The organism is Agarivorans sp. 2_MG-2023 (assembly GCF_030548085.1).
In the GTDB taxonomy this organism is placed as follows: domain Bacteria; phylum Pseudomonadota; class Gammaproteobacteria; order Enterobacterales; family Celerinatantimonadaceae; genus Agarivorans.
Genome location: NZ_JAUORQ010000023.1, coordinates 1 through 23,755 on the forward strand (window position 1 = coordinate 1; position 23,755 = coordinate 23,755).

Annotated in this window: 24 protein-coding genes; 11 read left to right on the forward strand and 13 right to left on the reverse strand. The window is 44.7% G+C overall.

All coding sequences use genetic code 11. The features are described from left to right. The first annotated feature begins 267 nt into the window (after positions 1-267). From rapA to Q4549_RS21145, 4 genes are all read left to right on the forward strand, one after another. Complete coding sequence (gene rapA / locus Q4549_RS21130) at positions 268-3,186, forward strand: RNA polymerase-associated protein RapA (RefSeq protein WP_303554509.1); 2,919 nt, start codon at positions 268-270, stop codon at positions 3,184-3,186. Positions 3,187-3,259: 73 nt separating this feature from the next. Next, positions 3,260-3,910: a pseudouridine synthase gene (locus tag Q4549_RS21135; protein ID WP_303554507.1), complete on the forward strand. Its 651-nt coding sequence runs from the start codon at positions 3,260-3,262 to the stop codon at positions 3,908-3,910. Between the two features lie 62 nt (positions 3,911-3,972). Next, the gene (locus Q4549_RS21140; protein WP_303554504.1) at positions 3,973-4,749 is read left to right on the forward strand and encodes a DUF3530 family protein; all 777 of its coding nucleotides are present in this window, start codon (positions 3,973-3,975) and stop codon (positions 4,747-4,749) included. A gap of 68 nt (positions 4,750-4,817) precedes the next feature. Beyond that, on the forward strand, positions 4,818-5,774 hold the full coding sequence (locus Q4549_RS21145) for a D-2-hydroxyacid dehydrogenase (RefSeq protein ID WP_303554502.1): 957 nt from the start codon (positions 4,818-4,820) through the stop codon (positions 5,772-5,774). Here Q4549_RS21145 and djlA read toward each other — a convergent pair. From djlA to Q4549_RS21160, 3 genes are read right to left on the reverse strand one after another with little or no spacing between them, the layout of a single operon-like run. Continuing rightward, positions 5,771-6,574, reverse strand: a complete 804-nt coding sequence (gene djlA, locus Q4549_RS21150; RefSeq protein ID WP_303516710.1) for a co-chaperone DjlA — start codon at positions 6,572-6,574, stop codon at positions 5,771-5,773. The two genes, Q4549_RS21145 and djlA, sit on opposite strands and share 4 nt — an antisense overlap. 2 nt (positions 6,575-6,576) lie before the next feature. Continuing rightward, positions 6,577-7,263, reverse strand: coding sequence for an N-acetylmuramate alpha-1-phosphate uridylyltransferase MurU (gene murU / locus Q4549_RS21155; RefSeq protein WP_303554500.1), 687 nt, complete (start codon positions 7,261-7,263; stop codon positions 6,577-6,579). Continuing rightward, positions 7,260-8,240: an aminoglycoside phosphotransferase family protein gene (locus Q4549_RS21160; RefSeq protein ID WP_303554498.1), complete on the reverse strand. Its 981-nt coding sequence runs from the start codon at positions 8,238-8,240 to the stop codon at positions 7,260-7,262. Before Q4549_RS21160 ends, murU begins: the two co-directional genes overlap by 4 nt. 162 nt (positions 8,241-8,402) lie before the next feature. Between Q4549_RS21160 and lptD the strand changes: the two genes are divergently transcribed. The 6 genes from lptD (at position 8,403) to Q4549_RS21190 (ending at position 15,055) form a co-directional block, all read left to right on the forward strand. After that, a complete protein-coding gene (gene lptD, locus Q4549_RS21165; RefSeq protein WP_303554496.1) occupies positions 8,403-10,679 on the forward strand; it encodes an LPS assembly protein LptD in 2,277 nt (758 codons plus the stop codon). 61 nt (positions 10,680-10,740) lie between these two features. Then, positions 10,741-12,018 carry a peptidylprolyl isomerase SurA gene (surA, locus tag Q4549_RS21170; RefSeq protein ID WP_303554494.1) on the forward strand — a complete coding sequence of 426 codons (1,278 nt, stop codon included), beginning with the start codon at positions 10,741-10,743 and terminating at the stop codon, positions 12,016-12,018. Continuing rightward, positions 12,015-13,013 (forward strand): 4-hydroxythreonine-4-phosphate dehydrogenase PdxA, encoded by a 999-nt coding sequence (gene pdxA / locus Q4549_RS21175; protein ID WP_303554492.1) that lies wholly within the window; start codon positions 12,015-12,017, stop codon positions 13,011-13,013. Before surA ends, pdxA begins: the two co-directional genes overlap by 4 nt. After that, positions 13,006-13,836, forward strand: a complete 831-nt coding sequence (gene rsmA, locus Q4549_RS21180; RefSeq protein ID WP_137674306.1) for a 16S rRNA (adenine(1518)-N(6)/adenine(1519)-N(6))-dimethyltransferase RsmA — start codon at positions 13,006-13,008, stop codon at positions 13,834-13,836. Before pdxA ends, rsmA begins: the two co-directional genes overlap by 8 nt. Continuing rightward, positions 13,826-14,212, forward strand: a complete 387-nt coding sequence (apaG, locus tag Q4549_RS21185; RefSeq protein WP_137674307.1) for a Co2+/Mg2+ efflux protein ApaG — start codon at positions 13,826-13,828, stop codon at positions 14,210-14,212. Before rsmA ends, apaG begins: the two co-directional genes overlap by 11 nt. Before the next feature lie 12 nt (positions 14,213-14,224). Then, positions 14,225-15,055 carry a symmetrical bis(5'-nucleosyl)-tetraphosphatase gene (locus Q4549_RS21190; RefSeq protein ID WP_303554490.1) on the forward strand — a complete coding sequence of 277 codons (831 nt, stop codon included), beginning with the start codon at positions 14,225-14,227 and terminating at the stop codon, positions 15,053-15,055. A gap of 1 nt (position 15,056) precedes the next feature. Here Q4549_RS21190 and folA read toward each other — a convergent pair whose 3' ends face one another. The 6 genes from folA to rplU form a co-directional block, all read right to left on the reverse strand. After that, entirely contained in the window at positions 15,057-15,542 is a 486-nt protein-coding gene (gene folA / locus Q4549_RS21195) for a type 3 dihydrofolate reductase (RefSeq protein WP_303554488.1), read from the reverse strand. A 26-nt stretch (positions 15,543-15,568) separates the two neighbouring features. Continuing rightward, complete coding sequence (locus Q4549_RS21200; RefSeq protein WP_137674310.1) at positions 15,569-16,036, reverse strand: threonine/serine exporter family protein; 468 nt, start codon at positions 16,034-16,036, stop codon at positions 15,569-15,571. Position 16,037: 1 nt separating this feature from the next. Continuing rightward, on the reverse strand, positions 16,038-16,859 hold the full coding sequence (locus Q4549_RS21205) for a threonine/serine exporter ThrE family protein (protein ID WP_303516722.1): 822 nt from the start codon (positions 16,857-16,859) through the stop codon (positions 16,038-16,040). A 38-nt stretch (positions 16,860-16,897) separates the two neighbouring features. Then, positions 16,898-18,070, reverse strand: coding sequence for an Obg family GTPase CgtA (cgtA, locus tag Q4549_RS21210; protein ID WP_303554486.1), 1,173 nt, complete (start codon positions 18,068-18,070; stop codon positions 16,898-16,900). 123 nt (positions 18,071-18,193) lie between these two features. Continuing rightward, entirely contained in the window at positions 18,194-18,451 is a 258-nt protein-coding gene (rpmA, locus tag Q4549_RS21215) for a 50S ribosomal protein L27 (RefSeq protein ID WP_137674313.1), read from the reverse strand. A gap of 17 nt (positions 18,452-18,468) precedes the next feature. Further along, the gene (gene rplU / locus Q4549_RS21220; protein WP_137674314.1) at positions 18,469-18,780 is read right to left on the reverse strand and encodes a 50S ribosomal protein L21; all 312 of its coding nucleotides are present in this window, start codon (positions 18,778-18,780) and stop codon (positions 18,469-18,471) included. A 243-nt stretch (positions 18,781-19,023) separates the two neighbouring features. On the opposite strand from rplU, the gene ispB reads away from it, so the two are divergent. Beyond that, on the forward strand, positions 19,024-19,995 hold the full coding sequence (gene ispB, locus Q4549_RS21225) for an octaprenyl diphosphate synthase (protein ID WP_303554484.1): 972 nt from the start codon (positions 19,024-19,026) through the stop codon (positions 19,993-19,995). 62 nt (positions 19,996-20,057) lie between these two features. On the opposite strand, the gene Q4549_RS21230 is transcribed toward ispB, so the two are convergent. From Q4549_RS21230 to hflK, 4 genes are all read right to left on the reverse strand, one after another. Further along, positions 20,058-21,353, reverse strand: a complete 1,296-nt coding sequence (locus Q4549_RS21230; RefSeq protein WP_303554482.1) for an adenylosuccinate synthase — start codon at positions 21,351-21,353, stop codon at positions 20,058-20,060. A gap of 87 nt (positions 21,354-21,440) precedes the next feature. After that, positions 21,441-21,629 carry a DUF2065 domain-containing protein gene (locus Q4549_RS21875; RefSeq protein WP_368411624.1) on the reverse strand — a complete coding sequence of 63 codons (189 nt, stop codon included), beginning with the start codon at positions 21,627-21,629 and terminating at the stop codon, positions 21,441-21,443. 33 nt (positions 21,630-21,662) lie between these two features. After that, positions 21,663-22,538: a protease modulator HflC gene (gene hflC / locus Q4549_RS21235; protein WP_303554480.1), complete on the reverse strand. Its 876-nt coding sequence runs from the start codon at positions 22,536-22,538 to the stop codon at positions 21,663-21,665. 3 nt (positions 22,539-22,541) lie between these two features. Beyond that, complete coding sequence (gene hflK / locus Q4549_RS21240) at positions 22,542-23,732, reverse strand: FtsH protease activity modulator HflK (RefSeq protein ID WP_303554478.1); 1,191 nt, start codon at positions 23,730-23,732, stop codon at positions 22,542-22,544. Positions 23,733-23,755: the final 23 nt, after the last annotated feature.

Consider the following 23,755-nt stretch of genomic DNA (forward strand, 5'->3'; position numbering starts at 1 on the left):
GCATTATAGGGATCCGCGATTTTGGTGCAAGCGTTTTTTGAAGAAAATCACAGAAATCGAGTCAAGTGTTCAGATAGCAAACAGATTGTGCTTTTTTTAGCTTGATTCGCATGTTCTCAGCTCAATAACTATAGTTTAGTTTTGGCGTTTCGCTATGGTACATGAGTAGCTTCCTCTATATAGAAGCAATAATCTTGTAATTCTTGGTTTACTTCACTGATGTATTGGATACCATAGCCGCCCTTTTTCCTTTGGAGTCTCTTGCTGATGTCATTTTCTATCGGCCAACGCTGGATCAGTGATTCAGAATCTGAGTTAGGTTTAGGAACCGTAGTTGCTATGGAAGGCAGAATGGTGACCTTACTGTTCCCAGCCAGTGGTGAAAACCGCTTTTATGCTATGGCCGAAGCACCGGTTACCCGTGTGGTATTTAATGTAGGCGATGATATTACCAGTACCGAAGAATGGTCGATGACTATTACCGAGGTAGAACAAGCAGACGAATTGATTATTTACCATGGTGTACGCCATGACACTGAAGAAACGGTTCAGCTTCGCGAGATGTTTTTGAGTCACTTCCTTAAGTTTAATAAACCACAGGATCGTTTGTTTGCCGGCCAAGTAGACCGCTTCGATAGTTTCGTGGTCCGTTACCAAACCTTGATTAAGCGTTTTGAACAACAGCAATCAGACCTTAAAGGCTTAATGGGCGGTAAAGTCAGTTTAATTCCTCACCAACTCTATATAGCCAGTGAAGTTGGACGCCGTATCTCTCCTCGCGTATTACTGTCTGATGAAGTGGGATTGGGTAAAACCATTGAAGCTGGCCTCATTATCCACCAGCAACTGATTGCAGGTTTGGCTAAGCGAGTGCTCATTGTGGTACCTGACGCGTTACAGTTTCAATGGTTAATTGAAATGCTGCGCCGCTTTAATATGCACTTTAGTTTGTTTGACGAAGACCGCTGCATTGAAGCTTATGCCGAAGCAGATAACCCCTTTGAAACTGAACAGCTGGTTTTATGCAGCTTAAACTTTCTGCGCGGTAGCAAGAAACGTTTCGAGCAAGTTGTAGAAGCTGATTGGGACTTGATGATTGTAGACGAAGCTCATCATCTACAATGGGACGAAGAAACACCAAGCCGCGAATACCAAATTATTGAAGCCTTAGCTAAGAAAGTAGCGGGTGTATTGTTACTAACGGCAACGCCAGACCAACTTGGTCATCAGAGCCACTTCGCACGCTTGCGTTTGCTGGATCCCGACCGTTTTTACGATTACCAAGCCTTTATGGATGAAGAGCAGCAGTATCAACCGGTAGCAGATGCCGCGCAATCACTATTAAATAGCGCGTCGTTAACTCCTGAGCAAGCGAATAAGCTAACCGAACTACTCACAGAAAACGACATCCAGCCGCTACTCAGCATTATTAATGATGCTGCATCTAGTTATGAGCAACAGCAACAAGCCCGCGACGAATTATTGCAGCACTTGCTAGATCGCCACGGTACCGGCCGTGTTTTATTCAGAAACACTCGCAGTGCGATGGAAGGTTTCCCGCTACGCCAATTGGCGAGCTACCCTTTAGGTTTACCTAGTCAGTATCAAACAGCTTTAAAAGTGCATCAAATGATGCAAGGCAGTAAACCTAGCTCGGCTAACCAGCTGATGTACCCAGAAGAGCTTTATCAGCAATTTGAAGGTGAAGCTGAAGGAGAAGCGAGTTGGAGCAAATTTGATCCACGAATTGAATGGTTAACAGGCTTCTTACTGGCGCACAAACAAAAGAAAGTACTTCTGATTTGTGCCAAAGCAGCCACAGCGCTGGCTATTGAAGATGCAGTGCGAACTCGTGAGGGAATCCGCGGTACGGTATTTCACGAAGACATGTCTTTACTTGAGCGCGATAAAGCCGCCGCTTACTTTGCTCAAGATGAAGCTGGCGCACAGCTCATGGTATGTTCTGAAATTGGCTCGGAAGGTCGTAATTTTCAGTTTGCCCACCATATTGTGTTATTCGACTTACCCACCAATCCCGACTTACTTGAACAACGGATTGGTCGCCTAGATCGCATTGGTCAACAGAATGATATTCAGATCCATGTTCCTTATCTACAAGGTACACCTCAGCAAACCTTATTACGCTGGTACCACGAAGGTTTAAACGCTTTCGAACAAACTTGCCCTGCCGGGTCGATTATTTACACTGAGTTTGGTGAACGCTTAATGGGTTTGTTGGCACAAAATGAGCCAGACGAAGCTGAATTGAATCAGCTAATTAGTGAAACCGCAAAACGCTATCATGCAGTAAAACAAAAACTGGATGCTGGCCGTGATCGATTATTAGAAATTCATTCTAGTGGCGGTAATAAAGCGGCTGAGTTGATTGAAAAAATTCAAGCGGCAGAACAAGACCCTCATTTTGTAACCTTTAGCTTGCGTCTCTTTGACACGATAGGGATCAACCAAGATGACAAAGGCGAAAATGCTCTAGTGCTTCATGCTAGCGAACAAATGATAGTTCCTACACTTAATGGCTTACCGGAAGACGGTTGTACCATTACTTACGATAGAGACACTGCGTTAAGCCGAGATGAAATCCAGCTGATGTCTTGGGAGCATCCTTTATTACAAAGTTGTATCGATACCATTTTGGGCGCCGATTTAGGTACCACCTCGGTAGCGCTACTTAAAAACCGCGCGCTACCTGTAGGCAGTTTATTTGTGGAAGGGATCTTTGTAATAGAAACCAGTGCCCCCGCTGAATACCAAATTGAACGCTACCTACCCGCAACGCCGGTACGCATTCTGCTTGATAAAAACGGCGGAAACTTATCTAACAATGTGAGCTTTGAGCAATTTAACCAGCAGCTTTCGGCGGTAAATCGCCATTTAGCGGCCAAATTAATTAGCGCCTCTCAAGCACAAATTCACCCTTTGTTAGCGCAAGCCAATGAACTTGCTCAACAGCAACTCTCAGAAGTGGTTGATAACGCAAACCAAAGCATGCAACAAAGCTTAAATGCAGAGCTGGAACGTTTAGAAGCATTAAGTGCGGTTAATCCAAGCATTCGCCAAGATGAGTTGGATACCTTACGCGAACTGCGTGATAACGCGGGCAATTACCTGCAAAAAGCCCAAGTAAAACTGGACGCTTTGCGAGTAATTCTGGTGTCACACAACTAGTTAGTCGATTTTCTATTTTATTTAGTCCAAGGCCTTAGCTTACACTAAGGCCTTATTTTTTAGAGCTGTAGCTATGCCTGATTTTGTTTATCGTCCGCCAATGTCTCCCTATTTTAGTGTTGTTTACAAAGACGACGCCGTGATTGTATTTAATAAGGCGAGTGGTTTGTTATCGGTACCCGGTCGCCTTGAGAAAGACAGTTTATGGCATCGCGCACAGCGGGTGTGGCCAGATGCAAAAGTGGTACATCGCTTAGACATGGCAACCTCTGGCTTAATTGTGATGGCACTAGGCAAACCCGCGCAAAGCCACTTAAGCCGGCAGTTTCAACAGCGACGAACCACCAAAACCTATTACGCAGAAATATTTGGTCACCCAGAACACAATAGTGGCGAAGTTAACCTACCCTTACGCTGTGACTGGCCAAATCGTCCCAAACAAATTGTCGATCATGAACAAGGTAAAGAGGCGCTCACTCATTGGCAAGTCATTGAGCAGCGAGAGCAAAGTAGTCTGGTTGAGCTTAAGCCGATTACTGGCCGTACCCATCAGTTAAGAGTTCATATGCAGCAAATAAATTGCCCCATTATTGGTGATGCCTTTTATGCTCACCAGCAAGCTAAAGACTTGAGTGAGCGCTTACATTTACATGCCGCCAAGCTTGGCTTTTTTCACCCTGATACAGAGCAATTTATGGAATTTGAATGCGCGCCACCGTTTTAGTTAAAGCTTACGCCTAGTGTGTCCGATACATAAGTATTAACTTGGCCAAGGAATCGTTTATCGTGCAAATTGTTAAGCTTTGCGTGCTCACCAGCTTATTGGCGATAAATGGGGCATGGGCTCAAGTTCAATCTCAAGATTTTTCACACTGGCAGGTCAATGGCGAGCTTAAGCCACTTGACGTAGAGCAACAACAATTTGTTAGCCTATGGCTAGAAGAAGAAACACCTCAAAAACGCGGCACAGTAATTCTGCTACCCGATTGGGGTGTATCACCTAGCGCGCCCAATAGTGTTGATTCACTCCGCCAAGCGCTACCAAAGCTCGGCTGGGAAACGGGTGCTGTTCTACCTCCTGCTCCTATGCAAGGTTTAATGCAGCAAATAGAAGCTGAAGACACCGAACAACAACAGCAATACAAAAAAAACCTGCAAGCCGTAATTGAGGCAGCCAAACAAAATCAACAAGAACAATTTGGTTTTCAGGTGATTGTTGCCCAGGGTGTAATGGGCGCATGGTTGGTCGAGTTATTGTCTCAGCAGCAACTGACTCCGCCAGATGGTTTAGTGCTAATCAGTGCCTACTACCCAAACCAACAACTCAACAAAAAGCTGGCAGAACAAACCGCCAAGCTGCCTATCCCAGTGTTAGATATTTACGCAGAGCAATATAACCAATGGCAACAACATGCACGGGAATTAAGGCTAACCGCCAGTAATAAAAATCAAAAACTAAACTACCGACAAACACATCTGCCAGCCACCGCCGACAACGAGCCGAATAGTGCGAAGTTAAACAAAACTGTTTACGGATGGTTTAGCTCTTTAGGCTGGTACTAGCCACAAGTAGTCGCAGCCAGCGCTTATTGGTAAGCTTAAGCACAAAGAACTCACGTTGATGCTTAAACATGAAAATTGTATTTTTAGACCGTCTTACTCTTGCCAACAACATTGAACTTAGCCGTCCACAATTCTCCCATCAATGGCATGAATACCCGCGCAGCACCTCGCAACAAGTATTAGAGCGGGCCAATGATGCCGACATCATTATCGTGAATAAAGTGCAATTAAACAGGCAGTTGTTAGAGCAATTACCCCAGCTCAAAATGATTGCAGTAGCCGCCACCGGCACCAACAACGTAGACCTACACGCCGCTAAAGAACTAAACATTGTGGTTTCAAATGTGAGAGATTACGCATCGCAAAGCATTGCCGAACACAGCCTAGCGTTAATGTTTAATCTAAGACGCAACCTATTGGCTTATCATCAGGCCATTCAACACGGGCGCTGGCAGCAATCTCAACAGTTCTGCTTTTTTGACTATCCGATAGATAACTTAGCGGGTCAAACGCTACTGGTAATAGGCGCTGGAAACCTTGGCCAAGCCACTGCAGAGTTAGCCAGTAATATTGGCATGAAGGTGATCTTTGCAGAGCACAAAAACAAACAGCCTAGGCCGGGAAGAGTGGACTTTAACCAGGCACTTTCTTGTGCCGATGTGATTAGTATTCACTGCCCCTTAACTCCGCAAACTCAAGATTTGATCGATGAACCAGAGTTTTTGTTAATGAAGAAAAATGCATTGCTAATTAATACCGCACGCGGCGGCATTGTGAATGAGCAGGCCTTACTACAGGCCCTTCAAAATAAACAAATAGCAGGTGCTGCTAGCGATGTATCGGAATCTGAGCCCCCTAAGGCCGATAGCCCTTTGTTACAAGCAATGCACTTAAACAGTTTTATAATGAGCCCACATATAGGCTGGGCCAGTCAACAAAACATGCAAATGTTGGCCGACCAAGTCATTGGCAATATAGATGCCTTTGCCGCTGGCCACCCCCGTCATCAAGTATTCCCTGATTAAGCCGCTTTTCGTTGCTGCTTAACCAGTTCGTAAGCTTGCTGAATATCTTGAGTTCGCTGCTTAGCAAGCTCCATCATCTCGGGCGGTAAACCTTTGGCTACCAGTTTATCGGGGTGATGCTGAGTCATCAATTTACGATAGGCTCGCTTAAGTTGTTGGTCACTATCTTCGGCACTTACACCCAATATTTGATAAGCCTCTTCTAGCTGTTTAGCAGAGCTTTGTGTGCTATGACGTTGACCGCCACCATGACGATGAAATTTAAGCTCGGCTTCCCAGCGCGATATCATTGCCTGCAACTCTTGTTCTGAGAAACCCAGTGCTAGCGCAACCCGTTTCAACAAAGCATGTTCACTGTCGTCAATCACGCCATCGGCAAATACACCCTGTAATTGAATTTCCATAAACATTTGCAATAAATCTCGGCGGCCGTTTACTGCTGCAACAAAACGAGACACTTGCTCTTCTAGCGGGAAATCAGAATCTTTCCCTTGGCGAAATGCTTCTTGCGCTTGGCGACGAGCTTCACCTTGCAGGCGCATTTGATCCATTAAAAAGTTAGCCACCTGAATTTCTTGCTGAGTAACTACACCTTTGGATTTGGCAATATGCCCAAGGACTGCAAAAGTGGAGAATAGAAACTCTTGCTGAGCAGCTTGGCTATTAGCAGCAGAAAAAACAAAGTTTCCGCCCACTGCTTTATCAAAACGATGGCCAAGCCATAAGCCGAGTAAGGCCCCAAAAACATTACCAAATAGGAAGCCAAAAAATACCCCTAATACCTTTCCCCAAACGCGCATAGTTAATCTCTGTTATTGGTTAAATGTTTATCTAATTCTTTCAGTCGCTGCGGAGTACCCACATCAACCCAATGTCCGTGTTGTAAGTGACCACTTACACGCTGCTTTTTCATGGCTTTGCGCAACATAGGAGCGAGCGCTTGCTTACCCTCTGTAGCATCTTCAAAAAAACACTGCTGATAAATAGCCACACCACTAAAGGTGAACTCTGGTGTATCTAGCACTTTGCCATTGTTAAGGCTGAAATCTCCAGTCAAATTGTGCGCTGGGTTCGCTACCAAATACAAATAAGCATCTGCATCAGCATCAAGTACGGTATTTTGGCAAAGTGTTCGATAGTCCCAATCGTTCCATACATCACCGTTGATCACCAAAAATTGTTTACTGGCGATTAAGGGGAGTGCATTAACAATTCCGCCGGCGGTTTCTAATGCAGCGGCTTCGTGGCTATACAAAATCTCTATTCCCCAGCGCTGACCATCTCCGACACTTGCTTCTATTTGCTCTCCCAAATAGGCGGTGTTGATAACAATTTTGCTTATCCCTGCTCTCACCAACTTGTCAATGTGCCATTCAATTAAGGATTTGCCTGCTACTTTTAGCAATGGCTTTGGGCAGTTATCGGTAAGTGGGCGCATTCGCTCGCCCCGCCCCGCCGCCAAAATCATCGCGATTTTAATCTGACTCATTGTTTAAACCCTTCCGATATAGGCTTTAGCCACTGATTAAATTTAGCTAACTCAGGATAGCGAGCACTCACTTGCATAACGTAATTAAGGGTTTGTGGAATAGCTGCTCGGTAAGCTGTTTTACCGTCACGGTGATCTAAACGGCAGAAAATACCAATCGCTTTAAGGTGTCTTTGTAAACCGGTTAAATCAAACCATCGTTGCCATTGTTTTGCACTAACATCTTGCTTAAAATTGGCTTTAATTGTCTGGTAGAGCTCTAGATTTAAGCCATCAACTAATGGCTCTGGCCATGCAATGTAACAATCCCTTAGCAGTGAAACCACATCGTAGCTAACAGGCCCCCACACCATATCTTGAAAATCTATCATCACCATTTGTTGCTTATGCAGCATCAGGTTACGACTATGAAAATCACGATGCATCGGCACATAGGGCTGCTCTATAATCGCTAGGCTGACGGAATCACACAACTCATCCCAAGCAGCGCTGTCTTGCCAACCTTCTGCTAAGCACAACTCTTTTCCGGCAAACCACTCAGCAAATATATCTAACTCTCGTTGGATAAACGCCCGGTCAAATGTGTCTAATTCCGCCAAATCAGAGCGTTTAACTGTTTGTAAGTGAACGATTAAATCAAGTGCTTGTCTATAAAGTTGCTGAGCAGAGTCTTGATTAAGCTGATCTTCTAACATGCTAGAGCCAAGGTCCTCTATACAGAGAAAGCCGTCATCGAAGTTTGCAGCTAGCACCATAGGTGCGGCAATGCCTTGATCACATAGCGCCTTAGCCAACGCGACAAACTGTTGGTTTTTTTCTGTGCTGGGCGGTGCATCTACAGCAATCGCTGTTTCACCCGTTTTTAAGGTGAAGCGAAAATAACGTCGAAAGCTGGCGTCACCACTTATCATCGTTAACTGAGGAGGTACAATGTGTAAGGTTTTTGACAGCCATTGCTGTAAAGCAGATTCGCGCACTAAATTACCTATAATTTCTTATACTAATAGCAGCCTTTAAATAGCCGCTCACCAATAAATCCAGTATTATAAGCGGCTAACTTTAACCACAGAATTCATTAAGCACAACGTTGAAGTCTCGCGCTTGGAATTTGTTTATATCAGGGAATGGTTCATATTTATATGTTCGTAACTAAACGGTGCCTGCAAACTTCGCTAGGATTAGCGGCGTTGCTTTCTAGCCTCAGTGCTCACGCAGAAACACCGTTGTCCATGCCACAATGCCGAGCTCATATTCCAGAGCGCATTAAATCCGGTCCCGTAGACCCTCTCGCACCATACACTATTGCGGCTGATGAACTGCATGCAAAGCAGGGCGATAAAGCCAGTTTTACCGGCCATGTTGAGTTTGCTCAAGGGCCTCGTGTACTGAAAGCCGAAAATACTGTGCTTGATGAACAAGCGCAAACCCTTAAAGCTACCGGCGACATTGAATTTCAAGATAATCTAGTGAGTGTAAAAAGCGATACCTTTGACGCAAGTTTGAAGGATCACAAAGCCACACTTAACTCAGCTGAATATCAGCTCTTCGAGCAACAAGGCCGAGGCGAAGCGCATAACCTTACCATCAATGGGGAACAAAACCTTTCACTAGAGGATGCCAGCTACACTGCTTGCCCACCCGATGATAAGAGCTGGGAAATCCGCGCAGAAAAAATTGATATCGATTCAAAAGAACAATGGGCTACCACTAAAAATGCCACCGTAAGGCTATTTGATGTGCCGGTTATGTATTTGCCTTATTTCTCTTATCCGATTGGCGACCAACGGCATAGTGGTTTTTTGTTTCCAACTATCTCTACTTCAACTAAAAATGGTATAGATATCTCCACGCCCTATTACTGGAATATTGCCCCCAACTTAGATGCAACCATTACTCCGCGTTTAATGACACGCCGAGGTTTGCAATTACAAACTGAGTTTAGATATTTGAAAGGGCAAAACAACGGCACCATTAATGCAGAATACTTGGCCAATGACGACGTTATTAATGAAGACCGCTATCTATTTCATTGGGACCATCAAGGCCAATACAAACGCCATTGGCGCTTTAATACCGATTACACTCAAATTAGTGACGATAACTATTTCAATGACTTAGGCGATAAACTCGGCAAAGTAAATGAAAACCAGCTATTGCAAACCGGTGATGTGGGTTACCACACCAAAAACTGGTACACCCAATTGTTAGTTCAAGACTTTCAGGTACTAGGCAACACCGAGCAGCCACACACCTTATTGCCACAACTTACATTCGCGGGTGATTGGGATCTCGACTGGCAAACCCTGCAATTTGGTTTTGATAGCGAAATCAGTAATTTCACTCATAGTGATAACACTGTTTACACCGCTCAACGTGTTCATTTGGAACCGAGCTTAAGTTTACCTTATGCGGTACCTGCAGGTTTTTTCCAAGCAGACCTCGCCTTAATGCATACCTACTACAACCAAGATAAAGGCAATAGTTCTGAGTACGATTACTTGGCCACAAATGTAAGCCGTACCTTGCCTAAAGTAAGTGTTCAGGGGGGCTTAAACTTTGATAGAAAAACTCGCTGGTATGGCGACAACTATACCCAAACACTCGAGCCGGTGATTAAATACTTGTATATCCCATATACCAATCAAGATGATATAGGCATATATGATACTGATAACCTGCAACAAGATTATTACGGCCTGTTTCGTGATCAACGCTACAGCGGCTTAGATCGCATCGCTGATGCGAACCAAATTACTTTAGGTGTACATTCACGATTTTTGTCGCCAAGTAACCAAGAAACCTTGCGCTTAAGTCTGGGTCAAATTATTTATATAGAGCCCAGTCGCACCACTCTGAACCCAGGAAGCGAGCCTACTAATAACTCTAGCTCAGCACTCGCATTCGAAGCCGATGCTAACATTCAACAAGATTGGTACGGGCATACTGGAATACAAATCGATACCTTAGAAGGCCGCATTAACAAAGCCAACGCGGCGGTAGAGTGGCGCCCAGAAATCCAAAAACTGATACAGCTTAATTACCGTTATTCACAAGCCAGTGAAACCATGGTGAGCGATGTAAACCAAATTGGTAGCAAAGTAGCTTGGCCCGTTACCGATAGCATTTCTGCTGTAGGTAGCTATTACCGCGATATGATCTTAGATAGAAGTATCGAAAGCTATCTTGGCGTTCAATACAACTCTTGTTGTTGGGGGATTCGCTTAACTTACCAACGTGGCCTACAAAGCACCTATGTGGATGACTCTTCAGGCGTTGACCGAGTGGGTGAATTTGATACCTCACTACGTCTCGATTTCGAAATTAAGGGGCTTGGCGGTAGTGATACCAGCAGCCGTGAACAAATGTTAGAGGGCGGCAACTTTAAATACGGACAGCCCTTTTACCTCAACAATTAAAACCTTTAGTACAAATATGTTAAAGTAGCCGGCGCTTTGCACGCCGTAATATAGGAACGAAATGAAAAAGTTAATTTTGCTTGGTGTAAGTATGTTAATGCTTAACACTGGGCTGGTTCAGGCTCAAGAACAGTTACTCGACAAAGTCGTAGTGATTGTGAATAACGATGTCATTACAGAAAGTCAGATTGACGAGCTAACCAACAAAGTATTGCGTAATGCTACAGATTCTGGCCAAGAACTTCCTCCAGAGGAAGAGCTACAAGAACAAGTAATGGATCGACTCATCCTTGAGAGCTTACAGCTTCAGCTTGCCGACAGACTTGGTATTAAAATTAGTGATAGCCAACTAGAAAACACCATCGATAACATTATTGCTGGAGAGAAGAAAACTCGTGAGCAATTCTTAGACGATTTAGAAAAACAGAATGTTAGCTATAACCAGTTTCGCGAAGACATTCGAACAGAAATAGTTTTAGGTGAAGTTGGTCGTAGCCAAGTACAGCGCCGAGTGAATGTTTCTGAACAAGAGATTGACGCCTTAATGAAGCTTATAGAAGAGCAAGATAAAGGCACTGTTCGCTATCATGTAGGGCACATTTTGTTGCGCCTTGGGAGCGATGAAACCAATACTCAACAACTTGCAGAAAGCCTAGTACAACAGTTAAAAGATGGCGAAAACTTTAATCAGTTGGCAATGACTCACTCGCAAGGTCCAAAAGCCTTAGAGGGCGGAGACTGGGGCTGGATGACCATAGAAGAAATGCCGACCTTGTTTGCAGGTGTAGTAAGAAACCAACATCAAGGTTCAGTACTAGGGCCAATTCGTACTGACTCAGGTTTACATATTTTGATGGTACTAGATGCCGAAGGTTTACAAAAAGTGGAAACGCTGGAAGTAAACGCTCGCCACATTCTAATCAAGCCATCAATTATTCTTAGTGACAACAAAGCGCAAAGCTTGCTCGCTGAATTTCGCCAACAATTAATTCTCGGCGAAGTGACCTTTGAAGAGCTGGCTCGTCAATATTCTGAAGACCCTGGTTCAGCGGTACGTGGCGGCGAGCTTGGTTGGTCCGATCCTAGTGTATTCGTACCGGCATTTAGAGATACAGCTAGCCGATTAGAAGTGGGTGAACTCAGCCAGCCATTCCGCTCAACCTTTGGTTGGCACTTGTTAGAGGTTCTCGATAAACGCACCACTGACACCACCAATAAAGCCAGTCAAAACCGCGCTTATCAAATGATCTTCAATCGTAAATTCAACGAAGAAACTCAAGCTTGGCAAGAAGAACTTCGCGAAGAAGCTTATGTAGAAATTTTGGACGGTGAGGCATGAGCCAGCCAGTAGCAAGAATTGCTATAACGCCAGGCGAGCCCGCTGGCATTGGCCCAGATTTAGTACTTGCGATTAGCCAGCGCGACTGGCCAATGGAGCTAGTGGTAGTTGCAGATCCACGTTTACTTAAAGAGCGTGCTGCTAAACTAGGCCTTAACATCACCCTACTTCCTTATCAATCAGAGCAAGCCGCTAAACCACAAGCGGCTGGCACCTTAACCGTTGCTCCAGTAGCAATGAGCACGCCAGCAATAGCTGGCAAGCTAGATGAAGCGAACGGTCACTATGTGTTAAATACGCTTAAATTTGCCAGTGATGGCAATATGAATGGGCAATTTGCCGCAGTGGTCACTGGCCCGGTACACAAAGGCATTATCAATAAAGCCGGCGTATCGTTTAGTGGCCATACCGAATTCTTCGCTCAACAATCAGGCACCGCCGATGTCGTGATGATGTTAGCCACCGAAGGGTTACGCGTAGCATTAGCAACCACGCACTTGCCGCTAGCCTATGTAGCTAAAGCAATTACCCATGAACGTTTACATAACATTATTACTATTTTGCACCACGATTTAAAAACCAAGTTTGCGATTAAGCAACCAAAGATTTTTGTTTGTGGGCTGAACCCTCATGCAGGGGAAGATGGGCATCTGGGTCGAGAAGAGCTGGACATTATTATCCCCTTGCTCGAGCAAATGCGCGAAGAACATAATATGAATTTAATTGGCCCTTTACCGGCTGATACCTTATTTCAAGACAAATACTTGGCCGAAGCAGACGCTGTATTGGCGATGTATCACGACCAAGGTTTACCGGTGCTAAAATATAAAGGTTTTGGTAAGTCGGTAAACATTACCCTTGGACTCCCCTTTATTAGAACCTCAGTTGACCACGGAACAGCTTTAGAGCTTGCGGGAACTGGTGAAGCCGATCATGGAAGTATGATTACCGCCATTGAACAAGCCATTGACATGGTGGAGCGAGAGCATGAATAAACAAGTTCACCAGGGACACCGTGCCCGTAAACGTTTTGGTCAAAATTTCTTAAACAACGATTCGGTCATTAGCCAAATTGTGGCCACTATTTACCCACAACCAGGTGAAAACTTGGTAGAGATTGGCCCAGGTCTAGGCGCATTGACAGATCCAGTAGCGAGTACTGCTGGCCACCTGCAAGTTGTAGAGCTAGATAGAGATTTGGCTCAGCGTTTGCGTGAGCATCCAACCTTGGCCGACAAACTCACTATCCATGAAATTGACGCGCTTAAGTTTGATTTCATGCAATTGTGTAAACCCGAGCAAAAAATGCGGGTTTTTGGCAACTTGCCTTATAACATTTCTACACCACTTATTTTCCATTTATTGAGCTTTACCAGTGCCATTTCTGACATGCATTTTATGCTGCAGAAAGAAGTGGTTAAGCGCATGGCCGCAGAGCCTAATTGCAAAGCCTATGGCCGATTAAGTGTAATGACTCAAGTCCAATGTAAGGTGCTACCAGCCTTAGAAGTACCGCCAGAAGCCTTTATGCCTCCGCCTAAAGTTGACTCTGCAGTGGTCCGTTTAGAGCCTTACGAAAGTACCTTGCACCCGCTCAATTCTTTAAGCACCTTAGATAGAGTGTGTAAAGAAGCCTTTAATCAGCGTCGTAAAACTATTCGCAATGCTTTGGGTAATTTACTTACCGTAGAGCACTTAGAAATATTGGGACTTAAGCCAACCCTTCGACCAGAAAATTTAACTATTCAACAGTTTTGTGATATTGCTAATTACATAGATAAAGAACAATTATTGCAGGCTTCAAATAGTGACCAGTAATACTCAAGACTATGATTTAGATATTGAAGTGGAATCGGGTTTTCTACCTGAACACTCAGTACCAGAAAAGCAGCAATTTGCCTTTTTCTACACCATCACTATTCGTAATTGTAGCGCTCACGCGCTGCAATTATTGCGTCGTCATTGGGTGATCACTGACGGTGATGGCAAAGTGAACGAAGTGAAAGGTGATGGCGTAGTTGGCAAACAACCTCACTTAAAACCTGAAAAGCCCTTCTCTTATACCAGTAGTGCAGTATTAGCCACCGAAGTGGGCGTAATGCAAGGCAGCTACACCTTGGTAGATGAGGCTGGTAATGAATTTGAGGCCGAAATCCCTCCTTTTCGATTATCCTTACCCAATAAACTGCACTAGCCGAGGCACGCCATGGCCACCTATTTTGTTGGGGACATTCAAGGCTGTTTAGATGAACTAAAAGCACTGTTAAATCAGTGTAAGTTCTCCAAGAAAAAAGACCAACTTTGGCTAGCCGGAGACTTAGTCGCGCGAGGTCCTAAATCGTTAGAAACCCTGCGTTTTGTAAAAGAGTTAGGCGACGCAGCGCAAATTGTCCTCGGTAATCATGATCTTCATCTATTAGCCGTAGCAAAGGGTATCCATCGCGCGAAACGCCGCGACAAGCTGCAAGATTTATTAGATGCACCAGATAAAGATGAGTTACTTGATTGGTTACGCCAGCAACCACTGATTGTTAAACATCCTGAGCACGATGTGGTAATGGTGCATGCGGGTATTTACCCTAAGTGGAAAGTAAGTAAGGCACTGAAACTCGGTAAAGAAGTCCACAAAGAATTGGCTGGAGACAACTACTTATCGCTACTGAAAAGTATGTACAGCAATGAGCCAGCACATTGGAGTGATGAGTTAGTCGGTTACGACCGCTTACGCTACATCATCAATGTTTTCACTCGTATGCGATATTGTTTTCCCGATGCTAGTTTAGACTTTGAATGCAAAGTACCACCTAATAAAAACAATAACCCTAACTTAAAACCGTGGTTCGAATTGCCCGGAAAACACCTTAAACAGACCCATATCGTCTTTGGGCACTGGGCTGCGCTAATGGGTAAAAGTAAGCAAGAATTAGTCTCAGGTTTAGATACAGGCTGTGTATGGGGCAACCATTTATCAATGCTGCGCTGGGAAGACCAGCGCATGTATACTCAAGATTGCTTAACTGGGAATGCCGCCGGCTAAATTAGGCTCTCGCTAAAGTAACAAACTCATAGTCATGAGGGTTTTTCTCATCAGCGAGATGTTTTTCTGAGGAAATGTCAGTCCATTGGTGTTGTTGGTAATCAGGAAAATGTGCATCTCCCTCTACATCCTTATTAATAAAGGTAAGGTAAAGCACATCGGCAAACGCTAAACACTGTTGGTATATGTTAGCCCCGCCGATCACCATCACTTCAACTTCTTCTTTAACCAAGTCTAAGGCGGCTTCTACGCTACTAACTACCGTAACACCTTCAATGTTTAAATCTGGATTGCGGCTAATCACAATGTTTAAACGGCCAGGCAAAGGGCGCCCAATTGAGTCGTAGGTTAACCGACCCATTATCACCGGTTTTCCCATCGTTACCGCTTTAAAATGTTTCAAATCGGCGGGTAAGTGCCAAGGCATTTGGTTATCTTTACCAATCACACGCTGTTTTGCCATTGCGGCAATCATTGCTACTTTCACTGCTCTACCTTTTTCTAAAACATCTGTTAAACAATTGGCCTTCCTCGGTATATCACTACCGAAGGTATAGCCAAACCAAAACTCAAGGCCATAAGTATAAACATCGTTCTTAGGCCATTTTCGATAATTGTTGCGAGCAAGGGTTCACTAAAACCATTACTGTATAAGCTAATAATGCCCACCATGGTAGTGAAGGCGTAACTTCCTGGGATCATCGGGATAATGGCCGCCACGGTAAACACCGGCCTAGGAATTAAATAGCGCCTAGACCAATACACTCCTAATAAACCTACACTGGTGGAAGCAACGAGAGTCGCCCATTCCAGAGGAACGCCCCAATAGATGCATAGGGTTCGCAAACTGTGCGCAAAAGCGCCGCCAATGGCGCAAAAACCTAACATGCGTGTTGGTACATTAAACACCATGGCAAAACCTACAGCAGGAACTGCAGAGAATAAGGCATCTTCAAGAAGAAGTTTGATTAAGTCACCCATTCTATAACCACCCACTCACACCGGTAGCCCACATCGACAGCGCAATGCCCATCGCTACACCCAAGGTGAGTAATGAAGCAAAAAACCAACGTGAAATCCCCATACTAATGTGCCCTTTTACCATGTCAGACACTGCATTAATGAGTGGAAAACCAGGCACCAGAAGTAACACAGAAGCAGCCATTACCGTTTGCGGTTGATTACCAATATCATAACGTACAGCCAAGCCCGCGATGGTGGTGGCTACAAATGCGGTCATGCCAAAATTCAGAATGGGGTTATGGTGTCGGTGTGCCATTTCTTGGCGAAATGTCATGGCCACTGCAGAGGCAATAAAGGTCATGCCAAATACTGACCAATCCCCTCCGAACAAGTGACTAAAGCAAGCACACGACAAGCCAATCATAAACACCACTAGCCAGCGGTTATGTTTATAAGGCTGCAAGCGCTCGAGGCGCTTTACCACATCGGCCTCATCCAGTAACTGCTTCTCGGCCATAATGGTAATACGCTGCACTTCGCACACCATATGCATGTTAATACCGCGATCGTAAACCCTGCGCGTAGTAGTAATACAGCGCCCTTGGCACAAACCAGTCAGGATTAAAGCGTTTGCCGTAATGGCCAGCTCTACGCTGTCTAAACCTAGCGCTTTGCCTAAACGCACCGTAGTTTCTTCAATGAGTTTACTTTCTGCGCCATGCTGCTGCATGATGCGACCAGCCTGCACCGCAACACGGCAGATACTAGTTTGCTGTTCTAAAGAGAGTGTACGAACCGGAGCCTGAACAGGCTCCGGAGAATGTCTAAACGAGCGTAACATTTAACGATCCAAGTAATACTACCACTATAAGTAGCCTACTATGGTTGGTAAATAATCTCTACACCATGATCGTCATCATCATCGTCCCAATCATCATCTTCGTCATCCCAGTCCTCTTGATTGGCCTGATCGATTTGCTGTTGATGATAGTCATCCCACTGGAACTTCACTTCTTCACGTTCTGCGATTTCTTCTTCAACTACAGGCAGCGTTTCAATAAATTGTCCAATGGCCTTACAAATATCTTTAGTGCCACTATTTTCAAGCGCAGAAATAGAGAAAACTTCACCTTGCCAATCTAGTGCTTCAATCACCTGCTGGCGGATTTCTTCTGCTTCATCTTCAAGCACCAAGTCCACTTTGTTAAATACCAACCAACGAGGCTTTTCAAACAGTTTTTCACTGTATTGCTCTAGTTCATTGATGATAGTCACTGCGTTTTCTGCAGGGTCACTGCCGTCTGCAGGTAATACATCCACAAGGTGCAATAACACTCGGCAACGCTCCAAGTGTTTCAAGAAGCGAACACCTAGTCCAGCTCCGTCAGCAGCGCCTTCAATTAAACCTGGGATATCAGCAATAACAAAACCGCGGTTCTCAGATTGACGAACAACACCAAGGTTTGGAATTAAGGTGGTAAAAGGGTAATCAGCTACTTTAGGCTTAGCCGCAGAAACACTGCGAATAAAAGTCGACTTACCCGCGTTGGGCAGGCCTAACATACCGACGTCTGCAAGTAGCAAAAGCTCTAACTGAAGCTGTCTTACTTCACCTGGCGTGCCGTTAGACTTACGACGAGGAGCACGGTTAGTACTGCTCTTAAAGCGGGTATTACCTAAGCCGTGAAAACCACCTTTTGCTACGAGTAAACGCTGCTTATGCTGGGTTAAATCACCCAGCAACTCGCCAGTATCTCGGTCGCGTGCTCGAGTACCAACGGGAACCGGTAACTCTAAGTCTTCACCGCGCTTTCCAGTACAGTTCGAGCCTTGGCCATTTTCGCCACGTTCCGCTTTGTGGAAACGTTCGAAACGGTAGTCAATTAGCGTGTTCAGGTTTTCATCCGCTACCAAATAAACACTACCGCCATCACCACCGTCGCCACCATCTGGGCCGCCACGAGGGACATATTTTTCACGGCGAAAGCTAATGGTGCCATTACCACCATCACCCGCATCAACTTTAATTACCGCTTCATCTACAAATTTCATTTTCTACTCCAGCATTATCGCTTAACTATAATGCACCACATCTATTAAGTAATAGAAATAGTGGCTTCTTGGAAAAAAAAAGCCCCGCTAGTAGCGGGGCTTTTTAAAGATCTAGTTGGAAGTTTATTCAGCTACGATGCTAACAAACTTACGGCTTTTAGGACCTTTTACTTCAAATTTCACTTTGCCTTCGGCAGTTGCGAAAAGAGTATGGTCTTTACCGATACCAACGTTTGAGCCCGCGTGGAATTTAGTACCACGTTGACGAACAATAATGCTACCCGCTAATACAGACTCGCCACCGAAACGCTTAACACCTAGGCGTTTGCTTTCCGAATCGCGACCGTTACGAGTACTACCACCAGCCTTTTTATGTGCCATGAGTATATTCCTCTAAATTAACCGTTAATGCCTGTAATGCGAACTTCAGTGAACCACTGACGGTGGCCCTGTTGCTTACGTGAATGCTTACGACGACGGAACTTAACGATTTTAACTTTATCGCCACGACCATGAGAAACAACTTCTGCTGTTACTTTGGTACCATCTACATAAGGTGCGCCTACTTGAACATCTTCGCCATTCGCAACTAGTAATACGTTATCAAATTCAACTGTTTCACCAGTCTCAACGTCTAGTTTCTCAAGGCGAAGTGTTTGACCTTCGGCCACACGGTGCTGTTTACCACCACTTTGGATAACCGCGTACATTTTCTTCAAACTCCGCTGTACACCTAGTATTTCAAGGTGTCTATAATTCTTAACAATGACGGCGGATTCTACGGAAAAAGATCCCTTCTAGCAAGGGGAAAATTGAAAAAGTTTAAAAATCACGCAAGCCTAAGAATTTTAGCCAGCGAAAGCTGCGTAAACACAGGAATTGAGATACTATTGCAACATTAAATTATCAAAATAAATTGCTGAATCATCGGCATTAACCTCTAATAAGATACTATGCAATTGGATGCGATAAAAAAGCTGTCTGATCAAGACATGTCTGCAGTAAACGAGTTGATCTTTAAAGAGCTCGAGTCAGATGTTGCCCTCATTAACCAAATCTCTTTCTATATCGTAAATAGCGGCGGTAAACGAATCCGTCCTTTATTGACTGTATTGGCTGCTAGAGCCTTAGGTTACCAACAACAGCAACACGTAAAGCTAGCCGCTATCATCGAGTTCATCCATACCTCTACCTTGTTACACGACGATGTAGTGGATGAATCTGAGTTGCGCCGCGGCAAAGATACGGCGAATGCACGATTTGGTAATGCGGCCAGCGTGTTGGTTGGCGACTTTCTCTATTCTCGCTCCTTTCAGCTAATGACCCAACTGCAAAACCTCAAAGTAATGGACATCCTGGCTGACGCTACCAATGTCATTGCCGAAGGCGAAGTTTTACAGTTAATCAACTGTAACGACCCCGACACTGACGAGGCACGTTACTTTGAAGTCATCTACTGTAAAACGGCAAAACTGTTTGAAGCAGCCACGCGTTTAGCCGCTGTGATCGGCGAACAGAGCCCCGAGGTTGAACTCGCCATGCAAGACTACGGCAAGTACTTAGGGACAGCCTTCCAGATAATGGATGATGTTCTTGATTACGTGGCAGACCAAGCGGAAATGGGCAAGAACGTGGGTGATGACCTTGCAGAAGGCAAACCCACCCTTCCGCTTATATATGCAATGGATAAGGCTGAGCCAGCCGATAAAGCAGTGATCGCCGATGCCATCACTCAAGGTGGTTCACGTGATCAGCTAGAGACAATATTGGCTATTTTGGATAAAACCCAAGCCCTAGAATATTGCAGAGCTCGCGCTGCTGAAGAAGCGCAAAAAGCGATTGATGCCTTAAACATCATAGAAGATAGCGAGCATAAGCAAGCCTTAATGAGCTTAGCCAATATTGCCGCAGACCGCGCCGCTTAAACTAAAATAGCTAGACACAAAAAAGGCTGCCATTGGCAGCCTTTTTTATTGCACTCGATTAACTACGCAAATGGATGACGTAAAATAATCGTTTCAACACGGTCAGGCCCTGTTGAAATAATATCAACCGGCACTTCTAACAGTTCTTCGATACGTGCAATATAGTTTAACGCAGCTTGTGGCAATTGCTCACGAGTGGTTACACCAAAGGTGTTTTCAGACCAACCTGGCATTGATTCATAGACTGGTTCAGCAACTTCGTAGCCTTCAGCAGCCATTGGCGGTACGCGAAGCTCTTTGCCATCAGGCATTCTGTAAGCAGTACAGATTTTAAGCTCTTCTAAACCATCTAGAACATCTAATTTAGTTAGGCATAAACCAGATAAACTATTGATTTGTACAGCACGACGCATAGTTACCGCATCCAACCAACCACAACGGCGCTTACGGCCAGTTGTTGCGCCAAACTCATGACCTTTAACACCTAGGTGTTGGCCAATATCATCGTCTAGCTCGGTAGGGAATGGACCTGAACCTACACGCGTTGTGTAAGCCTTGGTAATACCTAATACGTAATCTAAGTGGCAAGGGCCAAACCCGCTACCTGTCGCAACACCACCAGCAGTAGTATTAGACGAGGTTACAAACGGATAAGTGCCGTGGTCAATATCAAGCAAGGTACCTTGAGCACCTTCAAACATGATTGAATCACCGCGGCGGCGCGCCTGATCAAGCATATCAGTAACATCCGTTACCATAGCTGTAATCACTGGAGCCATTTTAGTCATTTGCTCAAGCACTTCGTCATAACTTACGCTTGGCGCGTCATAGTAATGATTAAGTTGGAAGTTATGGTATTCCATCACTTCTTTTAGCTTGGTAGCAAATTGCTCCATGTCGAACAAATCACCGATGCGTAAACCGCGACGAGCAACTTTATCTTCATAGGCAGGACCAATACCACGACCAGTAGTACCAATTGCGTTTTTGCCTCGCGCTTTTTCACGCGCCATGTCTAAGGCAACATGGTAAGGCAAAATAAGAGGACAAGCTTCACTGATTACCAGGCGTTCTTTTACCGGAACGCCACGCTCTTCGAGCATAGCCATTTCTTTAAATAGCGCATCAGGAGCCAGTACTACGCCATTACCAATAACACAGGTAACGTTGTCGCGAAGAACACCAGATGGTATTAAGTGGAGGACGGTTTTTTCACCGTCAATAACTAAGGTGTGACCAGCATTGTGACCGCCTTGATAGCGAACCACATAGCTTGATTTGTCGGTAAGTAAGTCAACGATCTTACCTTTGCCTTCGTCTCCCCATTGGGAGCCAAGGATCACTACGTTCTTTCCCATTGTCTTTTGTCGTCTCAGTTAAAAAGCGATTCTAGCAGAAATCGGACAGTCAAGGGGTGCAAGTTATACCGATTTTCTATGCCAAGGTCAAAGATTAATCACATAGAAGAGTATAATAGAAACACCCACCAAGCTAAGACCAATCTGCCTAATATTGCTCGCTGACATTGCTGAAATTAATTTTAGTAGGCGTTTCCAGCGCTTAGGAAATAACAAAGGCCCTAAGCCTTCCATTAGGCATACTAGAGCCAGCGCTAATAAAATTGAATCAGTCATAAAAAAGCCCAGTATAAAACTGGGCCCTCAGTATTATGGTTTCGCAGGTTCTTTCATATAACGGAAGAATTCGCTGTCTGGTTCTAACACCATTACGTCTCCGCCATTATCAAAACTGGTGCGATAAGCCATTAAACTACGCCAAAACTTATAGAACTCAGGGTTCTTAGTAAACGCGTCAGCATAAACTTTAGCAGCGGTAGCATCACCTTCACCACGCATTTCACGTCCCCGCTTATCAGCATCAGCCAATAACACGTTTACGCGACGGTCAACATTGGCTCGAATAATTTCGGCTTGCTCTTGGCCTTGCGAACGGTGCTCTTTAGCAACCGCTAAACGCTCTGCTCGCATACGTTGGTAAATACTACTACTTACCTCGTCTGGTAAGTTAATTTGCTTAATACGTACGTCGGTAACTTCAATACCTATCTCTGAAGAACGCGCCATACGTTTTAAGGCATCTTCCATTACTTGACCACGTTCACCAGAAACGATGTCACGAATAGTACGCGCACCAATTTCGCTACGCAGACCGTTATTGATTTTACGTTTTAATAGTGATTCAGCTTGAATAACCGAACCACCAGTCGATAGGTAGAATTGAGAAAAGTCTGCAATTCGCCATTTCACATAAGAATCAATGATTAAGTCTTTCTTCTCAGAGGTTACAAAGCGGTCTGCATTCCCATCAAGGGTTTGAATACGCGCATCCAAAGTACGTACGGAGTCAATAAACGGTACTTTAAATTGCAAGCCTGGAGAGTAAACCTTGGTATCACCTTCAGCGGTACGTTTTACTTTACCAAACTGAATAACAATCCCGCGCTCACCTTCTTGAACCACAAATACCGAAGAGTATCCCACTAACAAGGCTAAAATCACGCCAAAAATAGCTAACTGTTTCATGGCTTAGTTTCTCCCCGAAGTAGTGCGTTCACTGCTTCTAATATTAGAAGATGAAGGACGAGAAGGAATTGAACTGGCTGGCTCAGAACTAATCGTTGAAGACTTGCTGCTAGAGCTAGACTTGCGCTGAGTAGGCTGTTGACCCTGGTCCATTAACTTATCGATAGGTAAATACAACATGTTGCTGTTGTTTGACGCATCAATCAACACCTTGTTCGACTTACCATAAATTTCTTCCATCGTTTCTAAATACAAACGGTGGCGAGTTACGTCAGGTGCAGATTCATATTCAGGCAGTAACAGTTCAAAACGTGCCACTTCACCCTGTGCTCTTAACACAATCTGTTCTTGGTAACCTTGAGCTTCTTGCTCAATACGTTGAACTCGACCACGGGCTCGTGGTTCAATTTCACGTTGATAAGCTTCAGCTTCACGAATGAAACGTTGCTCATCTTCTTGGGCAGAAATCGCGTCATCAAAGGCATCTTTTACTTCTTCCGGCGGGCGAGCCGGTAGGAAGTTAACGTCAACCACTTCGATACCTAAATTGTAAGGTTCGATGATCTTATTCAGTAATTCTTCGGTTTCGCTTCTTACTACTTCACGACCAGTTGTTAAAATGTCATCCATCGTTGTATGACCAATAACATAACGCAGTGCGCTGTCGGTAGCTTGCGCCAAACTATCATCTGGAGCAGTTACGCTAAATAAGTAGTTATGCGGTTGAATAACCTTATATTGAACATCCATTTCAACGCGAACCACGTTCTCGTCTTCCGTCAACATAAAGCCCGATGCAGGTAAAGAGCGAATCGCCTCTACGTTCACAGGGATCACTTCTTGAATAAAGGTCGCTTTCCAGTTTAAACCAGAATCAACCAAGCCTGATTCGGCGTCGTACTTACCAAAGGTAAGAATAACCCCTTTTTCAGCTTCTTTAATGGTGTAGAAACCACTTGCTACCCAAATAACGGCCAAGATCACTAGCACAACAGCAATACCAAAGCCGCTAACACCGCCGCCACCGCCAACCGATGGTTTCTTGCCGCCGCCAAAGATACCGCCAAACTTACGAGTAAGTTTGGTGATCACTTCATCTAAATCAGGGGGACCCTGATTTCCATTTTTATTGTTATTGCCCCAAGGGTCACGGTCACCGCCGCCACCTTTGTTGCCAGGCTCATTCCAGGCCATCTGTGTCTCCAGAAGTTAAAGTT

Excerpts from the sequence above, each read along its gene's own strand:
- rapA (WP_303554509.1), top strand. The coding sequence starts at position 268 with ATGTCATTTTCTATCGGCCAACGCTGGATCAGTGATTCAGAATCTGAG.
- Q4549_RS21135 (WP_303554507.1), top strand. The coding sequence starts at position 3,260 with ATGCCTGATTTTGTTTATCGTCCGCCAATGTCTCCCTATTTTAGTGTT.
- Q4549_RS21145 (WP_303554502.1), top strand. The coding sequence starts at position 4,818 with ATGAAAATTGTATTTTTAGACCGTCTTACTCTTGCCAACAACATTGAA.
- djlA (WP_303516710.1), bottom strand. The coding sequence starts at position 6,574 with ATGCGCGTTTGGGGAAAGGTATTAGGGGTATTTTTTGGCTTCCTATTT.
- murU (WP_303554500.1), bottom strand. The coding sequence starts at position 7,263 with ATGAGTCAGATTAAAATCGCGATGATTTTGGCGGCGGGGCGGGGCGAG.
- lptD (WP_303554496.1), top strand. The coding sequence starts at position 8,403 with ATGTTCGTAACTAAACGGTGCCTGCAAACTTCGCTAGGATTAGCGGCG.
- surA (WP_303554494.1), top strand. The coding sequence starts at position 10,741 with ATGAAAAAGTTAATTTTGCTTGGTGTAAGTATGTTAATGCTTAACACT.
- pdxA (WP_303554492.1), top strand. The coding sequence starts at position 12,015 with ATGAGCCAGCCAGTAGCAAGAATTGCTATAACGCCAGGCGAGCCCGCT.
- rsmA (WP_137674306.1), top strand. The coding sequence starts at position 13,006 with ATGAATAAACAAGTTCACCAGGGACACCGTGCCCGTAAACGTTTTGGT.
- Q4549_RS21190 (WP_303554490.1), top strand. The coding sequence starts at position 14,225 with ATGGCCACCTATTTTGTTGGGGACATTCAAGGCTGTTTAGATGAACTA.
- Q4549_RS21200 (WP_137674310.1), bottom strand. The coding sequence starts at position 16,036 with ATGGGTGACTTAATCAAACTTCTTCTTGAAGATGCCTTATTCTCTGCA.
- Q4549_RS21205 (WP_303516722.1), bottom strand. The coding sequence starts at position 16,859 with ATGTTACGCTCGTTTAGACATTCTCCGGAGCCTGTTCAGGCTCCGGTT.
- cgtA (WP_303554486.1), bottom strand. The coding sequence starts at position 18,070 with ATGAAATTTGTAGATGAAGCGGTAATTAAAGTTGATGCGGGTGATGGT.
- rpmA (WP_137674313.1), bottom strand. The coding sequence starts at position 18,451 with ATGGCACATAAAAAGGCTGGTGGTAGTACTCGTAACGGTCGCGATTCG.
- rplU (WP_137674314.1), bottom strand. The coding sequence starts at position 18,780 with ATGTACGCGGTTATCCAAAGTGGTGGTAAACAGCACCGTGTGGCCGAA.
- ispB (WP_303554484.1), top strand. The coding sequence starts at position 19,024 with ATGCAATTGGATGCGATAAAAAAGCTGTCTGATCAAGACATGTCTGCA.
- Q4549_RS21230 (WP_303554482.1), bottom strand. The coding sequence starts at position 21,353 with ATGGGAAAGAACGTAGTGATCCTTGGCTCCCAATGGGGAGACGAAGGC.
- Q4549_RS21875 (WP_368411624.1), bottom strand. The coding sequence starts at position 21,629 with ATGACTGATTCAATTTTATTAGCGCTGGCTCTAGTATGCCTAATGGAA.
- hflC (WP_303554480.1), bottom strand. The coding sequence starts at position 22,538 with ATGAAACAGTTAGCTATTTTTGGCGTGATTTTAGCCTTGTTAGTGGGA.
- hflK (WP_303554478.1), bottom strand. The coding sequence starts at position 23,732 with ATGGCCTGGAATGAGCCTGGCAACAAAGGTGGCGGCGGTGACCGTGAC.